This is a genomic window from Nocardia vulneris, assembly GCF_001613425.1.
Classification (GTDB): Bacteria; Actinomycetota; Actinomycetes; order Mycobacteriales; family Mycobacteriaceae; genus Nocardia; species Nocardia vulneris.
Map to the genome: position 1 here is coordinate 17,063 of NZ_BDCI01000050.1, position 16,723 is coordinate 33,785.

General features: G+C 68.7%; 20 protein-coding genes. 9 read left to right on the top strand and 11 right to left on the bottom strand.

What is annotated here, in order from left to right:
* Positions 1–17 precede the first annotated feature (17 nt).
* The 3 genes from NVU01S_RS39520 to NVU01S_RS39530 form a co-directional block, all read right to left on the bottom strand.
* The gene (locus NVU01S_RS39520) at positions 18–1,097 is read right to left on the bottom strand and encodes an ATP-binding protein (protein ID WP_052281367.1); all 1,080 of its coding nucleotides are present in this window, start codon (positions 1,095–1,097) and stop codon (positions 18–20) included.
* Positions 1,084–1,797, bottom strand: coding sequence for a response regulator transcription factor (locus tag NVU01S_RS39525; RefSeq protein ID WP_042253396.1), 714 nt, complete (start codon positions 1,795–1,797; stop codon positions 1,084–1,086). Before NVU01S_RS39525 ends, NVU01S_RS39520 begins: the two co-directional genes overlap by 14 nt.
* 403 nt (positions 1,798–2,200) lie before the next feature.
* Positions 2,201–2,608: a hypothetical protein gene (locus NVU01S_RS39530; protein WP_244467533.1), complete on the bottom strand. Its 408-nt coding sequence runs from the start codon at positions 2,606–2,608 to the stop codon at positions 2,201–2,203.
* 219 nt (positions 2,609–2,827) lie between these two features.
* Here NVU01S_RS39530 and NVU01S_RS39535 point away from each other — a divergent pair, with 219 nt between their 5' ends.
* Complete coding sequence (locus NVU01S_RS39535) at positions 2,828–3,067, top strand: hypothetical protein (RefSeq protein WP_043681512.1); 240 nt, start codon at positions 2,828–2,830, stop codon at positions 3,065–3,067.
* 20 nt (positions 3,068–3,087) lie between these two features.
* Here NVU01S_RS39535 and NVU01S_RS39540 read toward each other — a convergent pair whose 3' ends face one another.
* From NVU01S_RS39540 to NVU01S_RS39555, 4 genes are all read right to left on the bottom strand, one after another.
* The gene (locus tag NVU01S_RS39540) at positions 3,088–3,873 is read right to left on the bottom strand and encodes a SigB/SigF/SigG family RNA polymerase sigma factor (protein WP_043681515.1); all 786 of its coding nucleotides are present in this window, start codon (positions 3,871–3,873) and stop codon (positions 3,088–3,090) included.
* Positions 3,863–4,378 (bottom strand): ATP-binding protein, encoded by a 516-nt coding sequence (locus NVU01S_RS39545; protein WP_244467534.1) that lies wholly within the window; start codon positions 4,376–4,378, stop codon positions 3,863–3,865. Before NVU01S_RS39545 ends, NVU01S_RS39540 begins: the two co-directional genes overlap by 11 nt.
* A gap of 123 nt (positions 4,379–4,501) precedes the next feature.
* Positions 4,502–5,176, bottom strand: coding sequence for a PAS and ANTAR domain-containing protein (locus NVU01S_RS39550; protein WP_043681517.1), 675 nt, complete (start codon positions 5,174–5,176; stop codon positions 4,502–4,504).
* Positions 5,177–5,274: 98 nt separating this feature from the next.
* Positions 5,275–5,688 (bottom strand): STAS domain-containing protein, encoded by a 414-nt coding sequence (locus NVU01S_RS39555; protein WP_043681521.1) that lies wholly within the window; start codon positions 5,686–5,688, stop codon positions 5,275–5,277.
* Positions 5,689–5,964: 276 nt separating this feature from the next.
* On the opposite strand from NVU01S_RS39555, the gene NVU01S_RS43885 reads away from it, so the two are divergent.
* Both NVU01S_RS43885 and NVU01S_RS39560 read left to right on the top strand, forming a co-directional pair.
* Positions 5,965–6,117 carry a hypothetical protein gene (locus NVU01S_RS43885; protein ID WP_156161974.1) on the top strand — a complete coding sequence of 51 codons (153 nt, stop codon included), beginning with the start codon at positions 5,965–5,967 and terminating at the stop codon, positions 6,115–6,117.
* 150 nt (positions 6,118–6,267) lie between these two features.
* Positions 6,268–7,491, top strand: a complete 1,224-nt coding sequence (locus NVU01S_RS39560; RefSeq protein WP_043681570.1) for a glycosyltransferase — start codon at positions 6,268–6,270, stop codon at positions 7,489–7,491.
* A gap of 181 nt (positions 7,492–7,672) precedes the next feature.
* On the opposite strand, the gene NVU01S_RS39565 is transcribed toward NVU01S_RS39560, so the two are convergent.
* On the bottom strand, positions 7,673–8,254 hold the full coding sequence (locus NVU01S_RS39565; RefSeq protein WP_043681524.1) for a DUF6328 family protein: 582 nt from the start codon (positions 8,252–8,254) through the stop codon (positions 7,673–7,675).
* A gap of 218 nt (positions 8,255–8,472) precedes the next feature.
* Here NVU01S_RS39565 and NVU01S_RS39570 point away from each other — a divergent pair, with 218 nt between their 5' ends.
* From NVU01S_RS39570 to NVU01S_RS39585, 4 genes are all read left to right on the top strand, one after another.
* Positions 8,473–9,447 (top strand): glycosyltransferase family 9 protein, encoded by a 975-nt coding sequence (locus tag NVU01S_RS39570; RefSeq protein ID WP_043681528.1) that lies wholly within the window; start codon positions 8,473–8,475, stop codon positions 9,445–9,447.
* 65 nt (positions 9,448–9,512) lie between these two features.
* A complete protein-coding gene (locus tag NVU01S_RS39575; RefSeq protein ID WP_043681532.1) occupies positions 9,513–9,854 on the top strand; it encodes a hypothetical protein in 342 nt (113 codons plus the stop codon).
* Between the two features lie 71 nt (positions 9,855–9,925).
* On the top strand, positions 9,926–10,384 hold the full coding sequence (locus NVU01S_RS39580) for a hypothetical protein (RefSeq protein WP_043681535.1): 459 nt from the start codon (positions 9,926–9,928) through the stop codon (positions 10,382–10,384).
* Positions 10,385–10,403: 19 nt separating this feature from the next.
* Positions 10,404–10,598 (top strand): hypothetical protein, encoded by a 195-nt coding sequence (locus NVU01S_RS39585; RefSeq protein WP_043681538.1) that lies wholly within the window; start codon positions 10,404–10,406, stop codon positions 10,596–10,598.
* A 21-nt stretch (positions 10,599–10,619) separates the two neighbouring features.
* Here the strand turns inward: NVU01S_RS39585 and NVU01S_RS39590 are convergent, their stop codons facing one another.
* Complete coding sequence (locus NVU01S_RS39590) at positions 10,620–11,711, bottom strand: DmpA family aminopeptidase (protein ID WP_043681540.1); 1,092 nt, start codon at positions 11,709–11,711, stop codon at positions 10,620–10,622.
* A gap of 129 nt (positions 11,712–11,840) precedes the next feature.
* On the opposite strand from NVU01S_RS39590, the gene NVU01S_RS39595 reads away from it, so the two are divergent.
* Complete coding sequence (locus NVU01S_RS39595; protein WP_043681543.1) at positions 11,841–13,325, top strand: FAD-dependent oxidoreductase; 1,485 nt, start codon at positions 11,841–11,843, stop codon at positions 13,323–13,325.
* A gap of 175 nt (positions 13,326–13,500) precedes the next feature.
* On the opposite strand, the gene NVU01S_RS39600 is transcribed toward NVU01S_RS39595, so the two are convergent.
* Both NVU01S_RS39600 and NVU01S_RS42970 read right to left on the bottom strand, forming a co-directional pair.
* On the bottom strand, positions 13,501–14,028 hold the full coding sequence (locus NVU01S_RS39600; RefSeq protein WP_244467535.1) for an AAA family ATPase: 528 nt from the start codon (positions 14,026–14,028) through the stop codon (positions 13,501–13,503).
* Positions 14,029–14,033: 5 nt separating this feature from the next.
* On the bottom strand, positions 14,034–14,846 hold the full coding sequence (locus NVU01S_RS42970) for a GNAT family N-acetyltransferase (protein ID WP_167829465.1): 813 nt from the start codon (positions 14,844–14,846) through the stop codon (positions 14,034–14,036).
* A 157-nt stretch (positions 14,847–15,003) separates the two neighbouring features.
* On the opposite strand from NVU01S_RS42970, the gene NVU01S_RS39610 reads away from it, so the two are divergent.
* Positions 15,004–15,516 carry a hypothetical protein gene (locus NVU01S_RS39610; RefSeq protein WP_156161975.1) on the top strand — a complete coding sequence of 171 codons (513 nt, stop codon included), beginning with the start codon at positions 15,004–15,006 and terminating at the stop codon, positions 15,514–15,516.
* The last annotated feature ends 1,207 nt before the right edge of the window (positions 15,517–16,723 follow it).

A 16,723-nucleotide genomic window follows, 5' to 3' on the forward strand; every position in this document is an offset into this window, starting at 1 on the left:
AGTTCATTACGGTTGTGTTACGGCTCGATTGCGCCGACGCCCGGCAAAGTGGCGACGAACCGGGCGCCGCCGCCCGGCCGGCTCACGCATTCGACCTGGCCACCGTGCTTGGCGACGGTCTCGGCGACCAGCGCGAGGCCGATGCCGGTCCCGGTCGCCGACCGACGACCGCTGCGCGCGGTCGCGAAACGTTCGAAGATGCGCACCCGGTCCGCCGGCGGTACACCGGGGCCCGCGTCGTCCACGACGATCACCGCCGCGTCGCCCAGTCGATCCGCGGCGACCGCGACCACGCCGCCACCGTGCAGGTCCGCGTTCTGCAGCAGGTTCACCACCGCCCGCTCCAGTTCGAGCTTGCGGCCGAGCACAACGACATCTTCGTGCACGGTCAGCAGATCGGGCGCGTAGCGACGCTCGGCGAGCGTGTGCCGCAACAGATCTCGCACCGACAGCGGTTCCTGGTCGCCGCGGTGCATGCCCGCCTCGACCCGCGCGAGCGCGAGCAGGTCGTCGAGTAGCCGCCGCAGATGATCGACCTCGTCGGTGACCAGCACGAGCGCCCGCTGGGAACGCTCGGGCAGATCGTCGCGATGCCGGTTGAGCACGTCCACACTGGCCATCAAAGTGGTGAGCGGCGTGCGCAATTCGTGACTGACATCGCCGAACAGCCGGTGCTCGCGCTCGATCCGCCGTTGCAGCGAATCGACCATGGAGTTGAACGACTCCACGGTGGTCGCCAGGTCTTGATCGTGGGTGGCGGACAGGCGCAGATCCAGATCGCCCGAGGCGATCCGGGCGGCGGTTGCGGCCAGCTGGTGCAGCGGGGTGAGCACGCGCCTGCTCGCCCACCAGCCCACGGCCGCGCCGATCGCGGTGACCGCGACCGCGCAGGCGACCAGCACATTACGCAGCAGATCCAGGTTCGCCTGCAGGTCGGCGGCACCGGTCTGCGCGTGTTCCAGATAGCTGCGGCTGATGGTGAACACCGAGACCACCAGCACCAGCGACATCAGCGCGCTGATCGCGGTGAACACGGCGGTTACCCGGCCGCGCAGACTCCAGCGTGTCGGATCGAGCCAGCGTTCAGCGCTGGACATCGAGTCGATAGCCGAGCCCGCGCACCGTCACCACGACGCGCGGGTCGGAAGCGTCTCGTTCGATCTTCGTGCGCAGCCTGCGCATGTGCACGTCGACGATCCGCTCGTCACCGAAAAAGCCTTGGTCCCATACTCGTTCGAGCAGAACGGTGCGGCTGAGCACCCGGCCCGGCGTCTCCGCGAGCTCGCACAGCAGGCGGAACTCGGTGAGCGTCAGCCGGATCTGCTCCTCGCCGCGGCGCACCACGCCCGCGTCCTGCGCGAGCACCAGCGGCGCCTCGGGGTCGGCGTCGAGCACCACCTCCTGCGGTGGCGCCTCGCGTTCGGCGGTGAGCCTGGCCCGGCGCCGCACCGCCCGCATCCGCGCGGTGATCTCCTTGATCTCGAACGGCTTCGCCACGAAATCGTCGGCGCCCGCCTCCAGCGCGGCCACCACGTCGTGGGTGTCGTCGCGCGCGCTGACCACGATGATCGGCACGTCGTGCTCGCGGCGGATCTCCCGGATGCAGTCGAAGCCGTCCATATCGCCGAGCATCAGATCGACGATCATCACATCGGGCACGCCGTTGCTGCGCAGATGGGTGAGCGCGTCCTCGGCCTCCTCGGCCTCGGCGACGTCGTAGCCTTCGTCCTCCATGGCGAGCCGCAGCGCACCCCGGACCCGGTCGTCGTCCTCGACGATCATCAGGTTCGCCGTCATCGCCGCACCTCGCCGACGCCCGGCCACACTGGGGCCGCCAAGGCGGCGGTGCCTCTGGTTCGCTCGCTACGCTCGCTCAAATACCTATCCTTTGCAGACACGCAGGACGTCTGCCGGTGCGGAGAATCGCATCCCCATACCGACGCGACATTCCGCTTGTTCGAGCCACCTTGCCGATCTATCGGATACCCGAACAGACCATTCGGTAAACGCCGTGTGGACGCTTGATCAGCTGTTGCGCCGCCCCGCACCGGCCGCAACGGGTGCGGTGTGCGGGTCGGACGCAGGCGGCTCACGCCTGTCTGGTTATCCATCCACCCTGGCCGCATGAGCGTCGTTATGCAACCGTTACGTGATGCCCGACACACGGCGGCCACCGTGGCCGCGCGCCCGCGCGGACGGTTCAGCGCTCGTCGCGAGTCGAATGTTCCAGCCGATTGAAGTTGCTCGGCGTGCCGTCGGGAAGCTGCTCCTGGTAGCGAAAGTGCAGGTGCCGCTCCTCGAAGGTGGCGAACCACTCGTCCCAGTCCACCGGCCGCAGCACCGCCCCGCCGTAGCCGGGGAAATCCAGGCGCAGCGACCCCATGGGGCCGCCGTACGCGATGCCGGGCATCGTCGCCGGTGTGGCGCCACGCCGCTCCGCCCACTGCCGGATGGTGTCGTGATCCCTGGTGACCCGGGTGCGCTCCACATTCCCGGCGCGGGTGCGCTCCCGCCGCTCGGGTGCGGGCTTGTCCTGCTGGTACTTCGTCGACCTCGAGCTCCCCGGTCCGGCGTACGGATTCCGGGTGCCTAGTCGGTGGTCGTTCATGACGATCTCCTGAGCCATCGGCATCGTAAGTCCGGTTCCCTTTCACGTACCCGACGCCAACTTCGCGCAAACCGGCACTACGTCACAAAGCCCCGGCCGATGCAGCAGAAATGCCCCGAAAACGCTGCCCGCCAGCCACTCTGTGAGGGGAGTCACCGGTAGCCACGCGGTGGTTGGGTCCGGTCACGATGGGTACCGCTGCCTCGAGGAGGCAATCCCATGACCACTCCAGTACCGCACGAACCGAGTCCGATTCCCCCGATCCCGGAACCCGATCCGGTGCCGCCGGTACCCGGTCCGGACCCGGCGCCCGCACCCCCGCAGCCCGGGCCGGATCCGCTACCGCCGGTACCCGAACCCCGCCCGGCGCCCGACCCGGGCCGGCCGCTGCCGCCGGTACCCGAACCGGGTGGGCCGCTGACCCCGCCGCACGATCCGACGCCGCCGAATCCGCTCTGAGCGCACAGGGATTCGTGTCGTCAGTCCCGTAGCGCGTCGTTGCGAAGCTGCTGCAGGGTCTTCGACAGGATGCGCGAGACGTGCATCTGCGAGACGCCGAGCACGTCGGCGATCTGGGACTGGGTCTTCGATTCGAAGAACCGCATGATCAGCACGCGACGCTCGCGCTCGGGCAGCTCCTCGATCAAGGGGCGCACGGCGAGGTAGTCCTCCACCAGATGGTAGGAGGGCTCCTCGCTGCCGAGGCTTTCCAGCAGCGGCAGCGGCGCGTTGTCGATATCGTCGCCGGCCACCGCGTCGATCGAGGCGGACTGATAGGCGTTGCCCGCGATCAGCGCCTGGGTGACCTCGACCACGTCCACTTCCAGTTCCGCGGCGATCTCCCTGGCCCGCGGCATCCGGCCGAGCCGCTGCGACAGCGCCTCCACCGTGACCCCGATCGTGAGCTGAATCTCCTTGGTACGCCGGGGAACTCGCACCGACCAGGTGTTGTCCCGGAAATGCCTGCGCACCTCGCCCATGATGGTCGGCACGGCGAAGGACAGGAACGAAGAACCCCGCTCGACATCGAAGCGGTCCGCGGCCTGCACCAGACCGAGCCGGGCCACCTGCAGCAGATCGTCGAAATTCTCCCCACGCCCGGCGAATTTGCGCGCGATGTGCTCGGCCAGCGGCAGGCAGCGTTCGATCAGCTCGGCACGCATCGGCTCGCGCCGCGGATCGCCCTCGGCCAGCGCCGCGATCTTCTCGAACAGGGGCTCGATATTCTCGTAGCTGTCGCCGCGAGTTCCTGAGCTAGCCGCCATCGGATGCCCTTCGCACCCAACTGAAGTCGACCACCGTGGGATAGCCGGCCACGCCTGGGTCGAAGGGCGCCTGCGACGCGGCGATGGAATGGGTCAGCGTGCGCACGATATGCCAGCCGAAGCCTGCCTGGCCGACCACCTGCTCCGAGGTCGCCACCGACGCGACGTGCACGAACATCTGATCGGTGTCATAGGTGAATTCGCAGTCGAGCTGCGAGCCCGGCACCGCGTCCAAGATCAGCGAGGTGGCCACCTCGTCCAGGGCCAAACGGATGTCGGTGACTTCGTCGAGCGCGAAATCGGCGATGAGGGCCACGGTTTCGGCGAGCCCGCGCAACATCGTCAACTGTTCCAGCCGAGCGGGGATTCGGACGCCGATTGTCGTTGTTTCCGTAGAGGATCGGGAAGTCCACTCCCCCATGCCCATCACCACCTTGCTCTCGCAGCCGACCCGGAGCCGCCAGGTTGTCGGGATCCGGTTCTCGCGGGCCGCCCGTCTGCCCACCGCCGCGGCTACTCGCCCACCACGGCCGAACCCAGCGCCGCGAAGGCTGAAGATCCGAAACCGCGGCGCTTTTCTTCCCTACCGTCGTACCCGCCGCGGCTGGACCGAAACGTGGCGGGCGGGTCAGCCCGCGTCGATCCGTTCGTGCGCGGTGAGCAGCAGATGGTCGAACTGGGTGCGCAGTCCCACGGTCGAATTGGTGAGCGACTCCAGATCCGCCACCAGCCGCGAGGCGAGCGTGCGCAGCTTGATGTTCGTCTCCTGCGAACGCCAACTGAGCACCCGGAACGCCTGCTCCGCGTTGACGCCGTAGACCAGCATCACCGCACCCTTGGCCTGCTCGATCACCGCGCGCGAGGCCCACAGTTCCGGCAGAGCGTCGTCGAGGGCCTCCTGGCGATGTTCCTCGAGGGTCTCGGTGACGTCGATGTAGTACCCGGAGGTACCCACGACCGCACCCGTGTGATCGAAGAGGTGATCGGCCACGACGATGACGTGGTGCACCCGGCCCAGCGTGTCGAGGATGCGATGGCGGCTGGAGAACGGCTCGCCCTCGTCGATGGACTTGGCCAGTGCGCTGGCCACCTGGGCGCGATCATCGGGGTGCTTGTGCGTCAGCAGCAGTTCGGTCGTCGGGGTGACGGTGCCCGGCGCGTAGCCGTGCATCGCGGCCACCTCGTCTGACCATTCCCACCGCTGATCGGCGAACCAGAAACGAAAACTACCGACACTCTGTGGTGTCCCTAATCCGATCACCCGATCCAGCGCGAGAGCGTTCTCGGGCTGGACCGGCCCCATTTCAGTCACAGCGCAAGTATCCGTCGAATGGGCACGCCACGCGAACAGATCCGGCTGCGCCACGCCGATGTCGACCCGGCGTGTCGGTCTACTCCGCCTCACCCGTCCAGCGCGGCCCGCATCGAGGGATAAGGGCTGAACAACGGCCTGACGCCGGCCACTTCGAGCGAGCGCTCGACCTCCGGCCTGCCACCCACGAGCCGCAGGTCCACGCCGTCGCACGCGGCTCGCTGCCGGGTGGTGCCGAGTGTCGCGGCGGCCCGGATGCTGAGGAATCGCGCCGCGCGCAGATCTATCACCACCGCCGCGCAATTCGCGCGCACCGCGCGTTCGACCGTGGCGAAGAATTGCGGGCAGACAGTGGCGTCCAATTCGCCTTCCACCCGGACCACCATGCATTCGTGGCGGCGGTCCACGCGTTGTGCCCAGGCCCGGCGATTGCGCGGCGCGGGCCCGGAACCGTTCCGATGCACACCTTCGGCGTACTCGTGTAAAGCGGAACTAGCGGACATAAGAGAGCCTCCCATACGGGGGGTTTCCAGTTCGACGCCACTGACTGGAACGATGAGAATCTCAGGTGAGCAGGTATCGCGCAATGGGGCGATCGGTTGTCGCCACGATCCCATCGGCCGGTGTGTGGCGGGTGTGATCGCCTGCGTCGAACCGGGGTCGGCTGTCGTCTCAACCTCACTACAGTGTGGCACGCTCGGCTGCCACTGTCACAGATTCCTCCGACGCCGCTGATCAGGCCGAGGGTTACCGAACCGGCCAGCGGGTACGCCTTTACCATGAAGGCCACGAAGACGCCCGGCTCGGCCACCCGTCCGCCGTTGATTCGCCACCAATCCCCGGTCACCGCAACCCTCGCGATCATCGCGACGACGGTGCTGGTGGCGGTGCTATCCGTGGTCGCACTCAGTATCGTCGTCTCGACCATGTGAGACCCGAGCCGTAACAGCAAGCAGGCCCGATGGTTTCGTTCCCGCTCACTCGGGCATTCCGGCAATTATCCGAAATGCATTGGGTCACGCGCCATCTGGTCGCGGGGCGGTGCCGCACGCCGCGCAGCAGTGGAGAGAACGGAGCACATCGTGAAGATTGCCATGGTTTCCGAGCACACCTCCCCGCTCGGCGAGCCCGGCGGCACCCATTCGAGCGGTCAGAGCGTCCATGTCGGTGAGTTGGCGGCGGCCTACGTTCACCGCGGGCACGATGTCTCGGTCTATATCCGGCGGACCGACCCGACCAGTCCGACCGAGGTGGTCACGGCCGCGGGTTACCGGCTGGTCCGCGTGCCCGCCGGACCGCCGCGAGCGCTGCCGTTGAACGAAAGTCTGCCGCACCTGGGCGATTTCGGTAGTTTTCTACAGCGGCACTGGGGCCGGGACAAGCCCGATATCGTGCACGCGCACTTCTGGATGTCGGGGCTCGCGGCGGAACTGGCCGCACGGGCGCACGGCATTCCGGTCGTAGTGACCTTCCACGCCCTCGGCACCGTACGCCGCCGTAATCAGGGCTTGGCCGATACGAGCCCGCGTTCGCGCATCCGTTTCGAGCGGCTGATCGCCGGGCGGGCCGCGCACATCGTCGCGACCTCCGCGGACGAGGTGGTCGAGCTGACCAGGATGGGCGTGCCCCGGTTCCGGATCTCGGTCGTTCCGTCCGGGGTGGATCTCGCGGCGTTCACGCCGGAGGGCGCCCGCGCCGAACGCGGGCAGCGCTACCGGCTGCATCGCCTGCTCTCGGTCGGAAAACTGGTCCCGCGCAAGGGTTTCGAAGTGGCGATCAAAGCACTCCAGGAGCTGCCCGACACCGAACTGGTGATCGCGGGCGGGCCGGTCGGCGACGATGTCGAGGACGACGGCGAAGGCAGGCGGCTACGCCGGCTGGCGATGGAATACGGTGTGCAGGACCGGCTTCGGATGATCGGCCCGGTGTCGCGGACGGAACTGCCGCGCTGGTACCGCTCCGCCGACGTGGTGCTGTGCACGCCCTCGTACGAGCCGTTCGGCCGCACCGCACTAGAGGCCATGGCGTGCCGGAAACCGGTGGTGGCCACCGCGGTCGGCGGCCTGCTCGACACCGTGGTGGACGGCGTGACCGGCCGGCTGATCGCGCCGCCGGACCCCCTCGCGGTGGCCCGTGCCGTGCGTCCGCTGCTCGACGACAAGACCCTGCGCGAAACCTGGGGCGCCGCAGGGTATCAACGCGCCGCGGGTCGCTACGCGTGGGATCAGGTGGCGCTGGAGACCCTGACCGCTTACCACCGTGCCGCGCCCGCGCACGCCGCGGAAGTCGTCTCCTCGGCGCACTGAGCCGGGTCCGAGTGCTGCACCGGTCCCATCGCTGCGGCGGGTCCGAGTGCTGCGCCGAGTCCGATCACTGCGGCGGGTCCGATCACTGCGGCGGGTCCGATCACTGCGGCGGGTCCGAGTGCTGCGCCGGGTCCGAGTGCTGCGCCGGTCCGACCACTGAGCATGCGTCGGATCGGCGAACTCAGCGTGCGGCCCCGTCGCTCGCGCGGTCCGTCGCGCCGTGCCTGCGGCGCGGCGAGCGCCACCACCACGGCACGATCAACCACGCCGCCAAGAACAGCACGGCGACGACGACCCCCGCCACCACGCCGCCCGTTGTCCCGGTGACCAATTCGACGACCAGGATCATCGCCCCGGTCAGTGAGACGCCGAGCAGGCCGATCCCGATCATCGCGCAGCGGTGCGCCGCCGCGACGACGTTGCCCAGCCGGTGACGCCGGAACAGGATGCGGTGCCACGAAATGGGCGCGACGAGAAAGACGGTGGCCCCGATGGCCGCGGTCAGCGTGATCAAGTACAGCACCCGTAACGGTGCGGACAACGTCGGGAACGAGGCCTGGAACGGCACGATCAACAGCGCCGAGATCAGGAACTGCACACCGGTCTGCACCACCCGCAGTTCCTGGATCAGGGTGCCCCAATTGCGGTCGAGCCGTTCGGTTTCGGTCTCTCCGCGCGCGTCCCAGTTCCACTCGCGATCGTTGCGGCACCGATCGAATTCGCGGTTGTGCTCGACCGCTGGCTCATTGTGTTGCTCGACCATGCCGCTCGTCCCTCGCCGGCTCGACGCTGTTGCACGGCCGCGGCGCGGTGCCGCGGCAACTCCGGCACCTGAGCGCTTACCCGGCCCCGCCGAAACGAATCACCGAGTCGGACATTCGACCAGCACAAATACCGAACCGCCGCAGATCGGGCGTTTCGGATGACCGGACACGGGCACACGGGCGGTATGAAAACCGCGCACCGAAAGATGCCGACCCGATGACCGGCCATGTGCTGGTGGCCCGGTTGGACAGCGCGGGTGATGTCCTGCTCGCCGGTCCCGCCGTCCGAGCCGTCGCACGCAAAGCCGACACCCTGACCTTCCTCGCCGGGCCGCGCGGCAGTTCGGCCGCCGCCCTGCTGCCCGGCGTGGATCGGGTGCTCGAATTCGAAGCCGCGTGGATCGGGGCCGACCCGCCGCCGCTCACCAACGCCGGCGTGCGCGCGCTCATCGAATGCGTGCGGCTGCTGGCACCCGACGAGGCCATCATCGCGACCTCGATGCGGCAATCCCCGTTGCCGCTCGCCCTGCTGCTGCGGATGGCCGGGGTGCCGCGGATCAGCGCCATCAGCCCCGACCAGGCGGGCACCCTGCTCGATGTCCGCCATCGCGTGGACGACGCACTGCCGGAACAGATCCGGGCGCTCTCGCTGGCGGCCGCGGCGGGCTACCCGCCCGGCGACCACCGGTTGCGGGTGCGCCAGGACCTCCCCGAGGTCGACGAATTGACCGGCGGCCCAGGCTATATCGTGCTGCACCCGGGTGCGCCGGAGCCGGCCCGCCGAATGTCGGCCACGCGCAGCCGGGAGGTCGCCGCCGCGCTCGTCGACGCCGGGCACCGGGTGGTGGTGACCGGCAGCCCGGCCGAGCAGACGCTCACCGGGACGGTCGCCCACGGCTTGGCCCGCGATCTCGGCGGCGCCACCGACCTGGCCGGTCTGGCCGCCGTGCTCCGCGACGCCGATGCCGTGGTGGCCCCCAACACCGGTGCGGCGCCGTTGGCCGCGGCCGTGGACACCCCGGTCGTCTCGTTGTTCGCGCCGGTGGTGCCGGATCGGCGCTGGGCGCCCTACGGCGTGCCGACCGTCGTGCTCGGTAACCGCAGCCGACCGTGCGGCACGCACTGCCTGGATGCGATCCCCGACACCGCGATCATCTCCGCGACCGAGTTGCTGCTCCGTAGCGCCGGTTGAGGGCCGAATGCCGGGGTACCCGCCGGATAACCCTCTTGGGTGAGGTGGACTAGAAAGGACCCTCCATGCTTCCCGGACCGAACGAATCGACCACGGGACACAGCGGTGCCGAGCACCACGGACGTCCCGAAGAGAACTTCCCGGACTACACCCGGACCTCACGCACCCACGTCGGTGAGTCCATCGCCGACACCCGCAACTGGCCGGGCATCGTGCTGGTGGCGCTCGGGCTGGTCGGCCTCGGGCTGACCCTGACCGCGGCGGGCTACGGCTTCGAAGGCTGGGCGATCATCGGCGCCATCGCGACGGTGCTGTGCTTCGCCGTCGGTGTGCTTGTGGTGGTTGCCGAGCACCGCAGGCTCAAGGCGAAGGAAGGCAAGCAGCTCAGCGACCCCGCCGGACACTGATTGCCGGTCGCGCACCCGGGTATTGCGCAAGGGACACCGCCACAGGCGGTTCCAGCACTGAGGAGAACGACATGACTCATCATCGCCGTCGGTCCGGGTTGCGCGTCCTGCTGATCGCCGCGGCGCTAGCGGTCACCCCGCTGGCCGCCGCGTGCTCGGACACCGACAACAAGGAGGCGACCCCCGCGACGCCCACCGACTCCTCGATCACGTTGTCCATGCCCTCCACCACCGCGCAGGTGCCCGACCCCGACGAGGTCGGCCCCGCGGCCGGAAAGCAGTTGTGCGACATGATGAGTCCCGAGATCGACAAGTGGCGTGCCGAGGGCGCCGCCGTCGCGCGGGTCACCTTCAACGGTACCGTGCACAACTGGGCCGCACGCAACGGCGGCCTCAACGACACCGTGCTGAAGGACCGCAGTGTCATCGACAAGATCACCTCGGCGCACTGTCCCGACGTCCGCAAGCAGGCCCTCGAAGTACTCGACGCCACCGACCTCGCCGCCGCGCTGGTCGGCTTCGGCGGTTGAGCGTGGACAGGCCGGACCGATGACCGAACGCCATCACCGCAACGTCGTAGAACTCCTTGTCCTGCAACACAACCGAATGCGCGAGCTACTGGAGGAGATGCTCGCCTCGGTAGGCCAGGAACGCCGGGCGTCGTTCGAAGAGTTCGTGCGCTGGCTCGCGGTCCACGAGGCCACCGAGGCGGAGCTGATGCAGGGCACCGCCGCCGGGCGCTAGGAGACAAGGGGCCCGGCGCTCCTATGCCTCCGATTCGCCCCTACGGCCCAGCAGTTGTAGCACCGTGTCCACCGGCATGGCGGGTACGTGGTGTCCGTTGCGGCCCACCATGGTTCGGCCCGCGAAGAGGGCGTTGAGCACCGCCTCCTCGACCACTTCCACTGCGGCTTCGTAGAACGGATTCAGCTGACCCCAGGGAATGAATCTCAGGTTCTCGTAAGAGGTTTCGCCGTCGGGGAAGGCACTGGTCAACGCGCCCTCGTTGGCGGTGGAGAAGGCCAGGAAGATGTCGCCGGAGAAGTGTGAGCCCGTGGTGCCCGTACGCGCCAACCCCAGCGGCACCCTGCGGGCCATTGCGGTCAACTGGCCCGGTAGCAGGGGTGCGTCGGTCGCGAGCACCACGATGACCGAGCCGGAACCCGCAGGCGCGGTCCAGGTTCCGAGCGGATTGTCGGCCAGTAGTTGCGTGCCGACCGGGACGCCGCGGATCACGAGTTCCCGGCGCGCCCCGAAGTTCGCCTGCACGAAAGCACCCACCGTGTAGGTGTCCGCGCCGTAACCCACACGGCGCGAAGCGGTCCCGTTACCACCCTTGAAGCCGTAGCAGACCATGCCGGTGCCACCGCCGACGCTGCCCTCGGCGACCGGCCCGCCCGCCGCGGCCGCAATGGCGGAAACGGCGTCCGCCGTGGTGATGTGTGCGCGGTTGATGTCGTTCAGGTAGCCGTCCCAGGTCTCGGCGACCACCGGCAGCGCCCAATCGTCCGGCGCGTCCGGGAACGCGCCGACCAGCCAGTCGATGATGCCGCGGTGGCAGGTGCCGACGGCATGGGTGTTGGTGACGAGCACGGGCAGCGACAGCGCCCCGGTCTCGGTGAGGAAAGTGGTGCCGGTCATTTCACCGTTGCCGTTCAACGAATACCAACCCGCGGCGCACGGCAGGAACACACCGTCGCGGCCGCGCGGCAGGATCGCGGTGACGCCGGTGCGCACCTCGTCGCCGCGGATCAGCGTGGTGTAGCCGACTTCGACGCCGGGCACGTCGGTGATCGCGTTGAACTGCCCCGGGACGCCGGTGAATTCGAGGCCGTGGGCTCGCGCGCGCAGAGTCATGGGACGAGCCTAGGGAACAAACTCGACTGCCGCGCGGCAATTTCGGCGAACATCCTTCGGCTCGCGGACCCGCGCCCCGGACATCGATCGGCCGCGTTTGCGCAGCTCCGGACCGGCTATGCCGGGGACATGAGGTCACTATGGTTGAACGACGCCGAGGTTCCGGCGCGGCTGCGGCTGACACCGGGCTCGCGCTTCGACACCGTTGTGATCGGTGCGGGACTCACCGGTTTGGCGACCGCGTTACTGCTCGCCGAGAACGGCGTCCAGGTGGCCGTGGTCGAAGCCAAACGGATCGGCAACGGGACGACCGGCGCCACCACCGGGAAGATCAGTCTGTTGCAAGGCATCCGCGCCCAGCGGATCCGGCGGCAGCACACCGCGGGCACCCTGCGCGACTATATCGCGGCGAATCACGAAGGCCGGCAATGGTTGTTGCGGTTCTGCGCCGAACACGCCGTGCCGGTGCAGCAGGCCGATGCCTTCACCTACGCGCAGCGCAAGTCCGAAATCGACCTGGTCCGTGCCGAATACGAGGTGACCCGGCAGGCCGGACTGCCGACCGAGCTGGTCCCACAGCTCGACCTGCCTTTCCCCGCATTCGGCGCGGTACGCCTGGCCGATCAGGCGCAGGTGGATCCGATGGCGGTGCTCGCCGCGCTTGCGGTGGACGTGGAGGCGCACGCGGCGCCGATCTACGAATCGACCCTGGTGCACAATGTGCGGCGCGGCTCGGACGGGGACCTCACGGTCGAGACCGAACACGGTGATCTCGGCGCGGGCACCGTCGTCTTGGCCACGGGCACACCCATACTCGATCGCGGCGGCTTCTTCGCGCGGCTCACCGCGCAACGCTCGTACCTGGCGGCCTATCGGGTCGCCGACGACCTTCCGCGCGAAATGTACCTCAGCGCCGGGCAACCCACCCGTTCGCTGCGCTACACCCCGACACCCGACGGGGAACTGCTGTTGGTCGGCGGCAACGGACATCCCGTCGGGCGCACCCGCTCGGAGCGGCAGCAGCTCGACGACTTGACCACCTGGACCCGAAAATGGTTCCCCACCGCGGAACTCGTGCAGGAATGGTCGGCCCAGGACTATGTGCCGGTCGGCGAGCTTCCCTACGTCGGACCACTGCTGCCCGGGCAGGACAGCATCTTGGTCGGCACCGGATACGCGAAATGGGGGCTCACCAACGGTGTCGCCGCAGCCTTGGCGCTGGCCGGGCGGATCACCGGTAAATCACCGAGCTGGGCGGGCGCGCTGGCCAGTTGGCGGCCTGGCGAACTGAAGTCGCTGCGGTCAGCGGCAGCCACGAATGGCGCTGTGGCACAACGGCTCACCGCCGGATGGTTACGCGCCGCCGCCCATGGCGCGCACACCGTGCCCGCCGAAGGCTGCGGGGTAGTGCGGCGACACGGTCTGCGCCCGACCGCGACCAGCACGGTCGACGGCGTCACGACCACTGTGTCCGCGGTGTGTCCGCACCTCTACGGCATCGTCCGCTGGAACGATGCCGAACGCTCCTGGGATTGCCCGTTGCACGGCTCCCGCTTCGCCACCGACGGCACCCTGCTGGAGGGGCCCGCCACCGAATCGCTCGGCCCGCTGTAGCAGCGCTTGCCAGTTGCCGAGCCGGCGCGCATAGCAAGTTCCTGCTGAAAAGCCGCGCTGTCGGGATCTGTTCAGCGCACGTTGGCTAGCGTTGTTGTCGTGGTCCTCGACCGGCGCCGGTTACCCAACACCGCGGCGGCGCACCACCATTGAGCGGCGGGGAGTCCGCGCGGAGTCATCGGCACACCGGCTCCGCGCGGGCGAGGATCTCCTCGACCGTCTGCTCGACGGTGAGATCCGAAGTGTCCAGCCACAATCCGATGCGCGGCGTCTCCGCCCGCAGCACAGTATCCAGATCCTCGACGGTGAACGAGCCGTACGCGACCTTGCCGCGCCCGGCCTCGCGCTCCGCGACCGCCGCCGGTCGCGGAGCCAGCACCACCACATACAGCGGGCGGGTCCGGAACTGCTCGATCGTGTAGGGCAGCAACTCCCCGAGCACCGTGTCCTGCACGATCGCGGTGAAACCCGCCGCGGCGTACGTGTCCGCCGTCTGGGCGGCGAGGCGGTGCCGCAACCGCAACTGCTCCATCGCGTCAGCCGTGGGCTCCCTGCTCATCTCGGCTCGCCCGCCGACGACGAACCGCCGGTAGGTGTCGCCGCGGACATGCGCCGAGCGCGGCAGTCGCGCCGCAAGTGCCTGCGCCACCGTCGATTTGCCCGCCGCCTGAATACCGGTGATGAGATAAGCCGATGCCGTCATACCGATCATGCTTCCAGCCCCGGCAATCGATTTTCCGCACCCGCTAGCCACTCGTCCCGGCACAACCCGTACTCCACCTCCCCGTGCTCGGTACCCGGCAGCGGATCCTCGAAGTCGAGGTGAAACGTGCGGACGTACCGCAGACCCACTTTCTCCAGCACACGACGCGAACCGAGATTGACAGCCATGGTCTGTGCCCACACCCGCTGCACCCCGAACTCGGCAAACCCCTTGTCCACCAGCGCCCGAGCCACTTCGGTCGCATACCCCCGCCCCCACACCGACGCCGAGAATCGATAGCCCAGCTCGACCTCCCGACACCCACCCTCCACCGGCGGCTGCAATGCGACCCAACCCACAAACGCGCCCACCGGTTCCGCGTCGACCCCTGCCGCCACCACACCCACTCCCTCATCCAAGTCCGGCGCAGTGGTGCCGGACGAACTCGCGATCACCGCCGCTTCGTCGGCCGAGTTCGGCGACACGGTCCCCGGCGAACTCGTCAGCGCACCCTTTCGGGTGGCCGAATCCGGCGACCAGTGGGCCGACCGCGCGCCGCGGTCCATCGCGCCACCGTCGGCCATGGCGGAGGGCGGTATCGTCGACCGCTCCAGCACCGCGAAACGCCCCAGCGGACTCCGTGCATAGTCACGCAGAATTCGAGGCAACACCTCGCCCTCGATTTCGGCGCGCGGCGTCGGCTCCCCGGTCAGGTACTGCATCACCGCCGGATCGCTGTCCAAGCACACCAGGTCGTCGACGTCGTCCGCGTCGAACCGGCGCAATACCAACCGTGGCGTCTCCAGAAAAATCCGCACCGGCCATCCTGTTCCGACCGCCGCCCACCCGTCCAACCCATTTCGCCCGGCGGGCGGCTCGCGCCACCGGACTTCGGGGCTGGCAGGGTGCCCGGGGACGGCTCTACTGTGGCATTCTGTCCTGCGCAGTGGGCTGGGATGAGCAAGGTGGGTTGTGGTGCTGAGTCAGGATGTCGAACTGGCCGGGCGGTGGTGGCAGTGGGCGATGTCGATACCCACCGAACGTAACCCCGTCTGCGACGAGACCGGTCGGTTTGCTGGCGCGAATCAGCCCGCGGACGTCTGGTTCCTCGCCGGCACATTCGGCGGCAAAGCGAGTCGGCGCTGCGAGATCCCCCATGGCAGGCCGATCTTCTTTCCCCTGTTCAACATGATGCACAGGACCACGCTGCGTAACCGACGCATCCCCTACGTCGCGAGCGCGAGCGGTCACGCCGAACTCAACGGCGTACCCCTGCCGGTCCGCGAGGTCGCCAACCGCAAACCCTTCCCCGTCGAAGCCGTCGAGGGCGGCCCCTTCGGCGAACACGGCCGCTACAAAGCAACCGCCTGGGGCCTCTGGGCCGCCCTGGAAGACCTCGCCTACGGCAACTACATCCTCACCTTCGGCGGCGAATACGAACCGGGCGGCTTCTGGGTAGAAGCCACCTACGACCTCGAAATCGTCTGACCCGCACCCACACCCGTTCTGGTCCGCCAGACCTGACCAACGGAGCTGGTCCGCCAGAGTAGAGCCGCCAGAGCTGGTCCGCCAGGCAGAGCCGCCAGGCAGAGCCGCCAGTCCGGGGCCCCTGGAACCAGTACGCCAGGGCAGAGCCACCAGATCGGGACCCCCGAAACCAGTACGCCAGAGCAGAGCCACCAGATCGGGACCCCCGAAACCAGTACGCCAGAGCAGAGCCACCAGATCGGGGTCTCCGGAACAGGTCCGCCAGAGCTATGCCGCCAGAGCTGGCCCCTTCGGAACTGGTCCGCCGGGGCTGGTCCGCCGGGGCTGGTCCGCCAGAGCTATGCCGCGGGGATGGGTGTGGATCCCGAGAACGGGTGCAGAGCTTAGCTCGCGCTGTGACGGCAGGGCCGCTGGTTCGAGCGGTGGCTGGGTCTTGTTGGGGTTCCTTGCGTTTGGGCTTGTCGGCTGGCTCCCGCAGTGCGACGAAACCAGTTTCGTGCACCTGCCGCGGGAGTTACATGGATAGCGCTGAGCACGTCAGGTGCCGTACCCGGCTGTAGGAGCACGTCAGGTGCGCGGTGTCATGTCACTGCGTGGTCATCTTGCTGTGGTGGCGTCTCGAGCGGCTTGGGAGAAGAACCCGCGTGAGTTGAGCAAAAGGCGTAAGTGGTGCAGGGGGTAAGTGATGCGCGGCGCGCGTGGTGCAACGCGGGTGCGGCAGAGCAACGCGGGCGGGCAAGTAGCAGCGGGGCGGGTGGGTAGCAGCAGGGCGGGTGGGTAGCAGGGCGCGCGGTCGTGACCAAGCGACAGATAGGTGGAGGTCACAGAGTGTTCCTACGGTTCACAGCAGCCGTAGCTGCTGTGAACCGTATAGAAGGTCTGTGAGCTCCAACTCGCGCAGCGAAACACGCCGGGGGGCAACGACACCCGCTCGACAGCGCGGATGGCGCAGCGCGGATGGGGTGGGGCGGGTGGGGTGGGGCGGGTGGAGTGGGGCGGAGCGACGCGGGAGCGCCGAGCAACGCGGGAGCGCCGAGCAACGCGGGAGCACCGAGCAACGCAGGAGCACCGAGCAACGCAGGGGCACCGAGCAACGCAGGGGCACCGAGCAACGCGGGGCGCGGCGCAACGCGGGGCGTAACAGCAGGGATGGCTCGCCGGGCGGGCAGGTAGCAGCGGGGGCGGGTGGGTAGCAGGGCGTGCGGTC

Excerpts from the sequence above, each read along its gene's own strand:
- NVU01S_RS39520 (WP_052281367.1), bottom strand. The coding sequence starts at position 1,097 with ATGTCCAGCGCTGAACGCTGGCTCGATCCGACACGCTGGAGTCTGCGC.
- NVU01S_RS39590 (WP_043681540.1), bottom strand. The coding sequence starts at position 11,711 with ATGACTCTGCGCGCGCGAGCCCACGGCCTCGAATTCACCGGCGTCCCG.
- NVU01S_RS39575 (WP_043681532.1), top strand. The coding sequence starts at position 9,513 with ATGCTTCCCGGACCGAACGAATCGACCACGGGACACAGCGGTGCCGAG.
- NVU01S_RS39555 (WP_043681521.1), bottom strand. The coding sequence starts at position 5,688 with ATGTCCGCTAGTTCCGCTTTACACGAGTACGCCGAAGGTGTGCATCGG.
- NVU01S_RS39525 (WP_042253396.1), bottom strand. The coding sequence starts at position 1,797 with ATGACGGCGAACCTGATGATCGTCGAGGACGACGACCGGGTCCGGGGT.
- NVU01S_RS39600 (WP_244467535.1), bottom strand. The coding sequence starts at position 14,028 with ATGACGGCATCGGCTTATCTCATCACCGGTATTCAGGCGGCGGGCAAA.
- NVU01S_RS39595 (WP_043681543.1), top strand. The coding sequence starts at position 11,841 with ATGAGGTCACTATGGTTGAACGACGCCGAGGTTCCGGCGCGGCTGCGG.
- NVU01S_RS39540 (WP_043681515.1), bottom strand. The coding sequence starts at position 3,873 with ATGGCGGCTAGCTCAGGAACTCGCGGCGACAGCTACGAGAATATCGAG.
- NVU01S_RS39570 (WP_043681528.1), top strand. The coding sequence starts at position 8,473 with ATGACCGGCCATGTGCTGGTGGCCCGGTTGGACAGCGCGGGTGATGTC.
- NVU01S_RS39565 (WP_043681524.1), bottom strand. The coding sequence starts at position 8,254 with ATGGTCGAGCAACACAATGAGCCAGCGGTCGAGCACAACCGCGAATTC.
- NVU01S_RS39580 (WP_043681535.1), top strand. The coding sequence starts at position 9,926 with ATGACTCATCATCGCCGTCGGTCCGGGTTGCGCGTCCTGCTGATCGCC.
- NVU01S_RS39550 (WP_043681517.1), bottom strand. The coding sequence starts at position 5,176 with ATGGGGCCGGTCCAGCCCGAGAACGCTCTCGCGCTGGATCGGGTGATC.
- NVU01S_RS43885 (WP_156161974.1), top strand. The coding sequence starts at position 5,965 with ATGAAGGCCACGAAGACGCCCGGCTCGGCCACCCGTCCGCCGTTGATT.
- NVU01S_RS39530 (WP_244467533.1), bottom strand. The coding sequence starts at position 2,608 with ATGAACGACCACCGACTAGGCACCCGGAATCCGTACGCCGGACCGGGG.
- NVU01S_RS39585 (WP_043681538.1), top strand. The coding sequence starts at position 10,404 with ATGACCGAACGCCATCACCGCAACGTCGTAGAACTCCTTGTCCTGCAA.
- NVU01S_RS39535 (WP_043681512.1), top strand. The coding sequence starts at position 2,828 with ATGACCACTCCAGTACCGCACGAACCGAGTCCGATTCCCCCGATCCCG.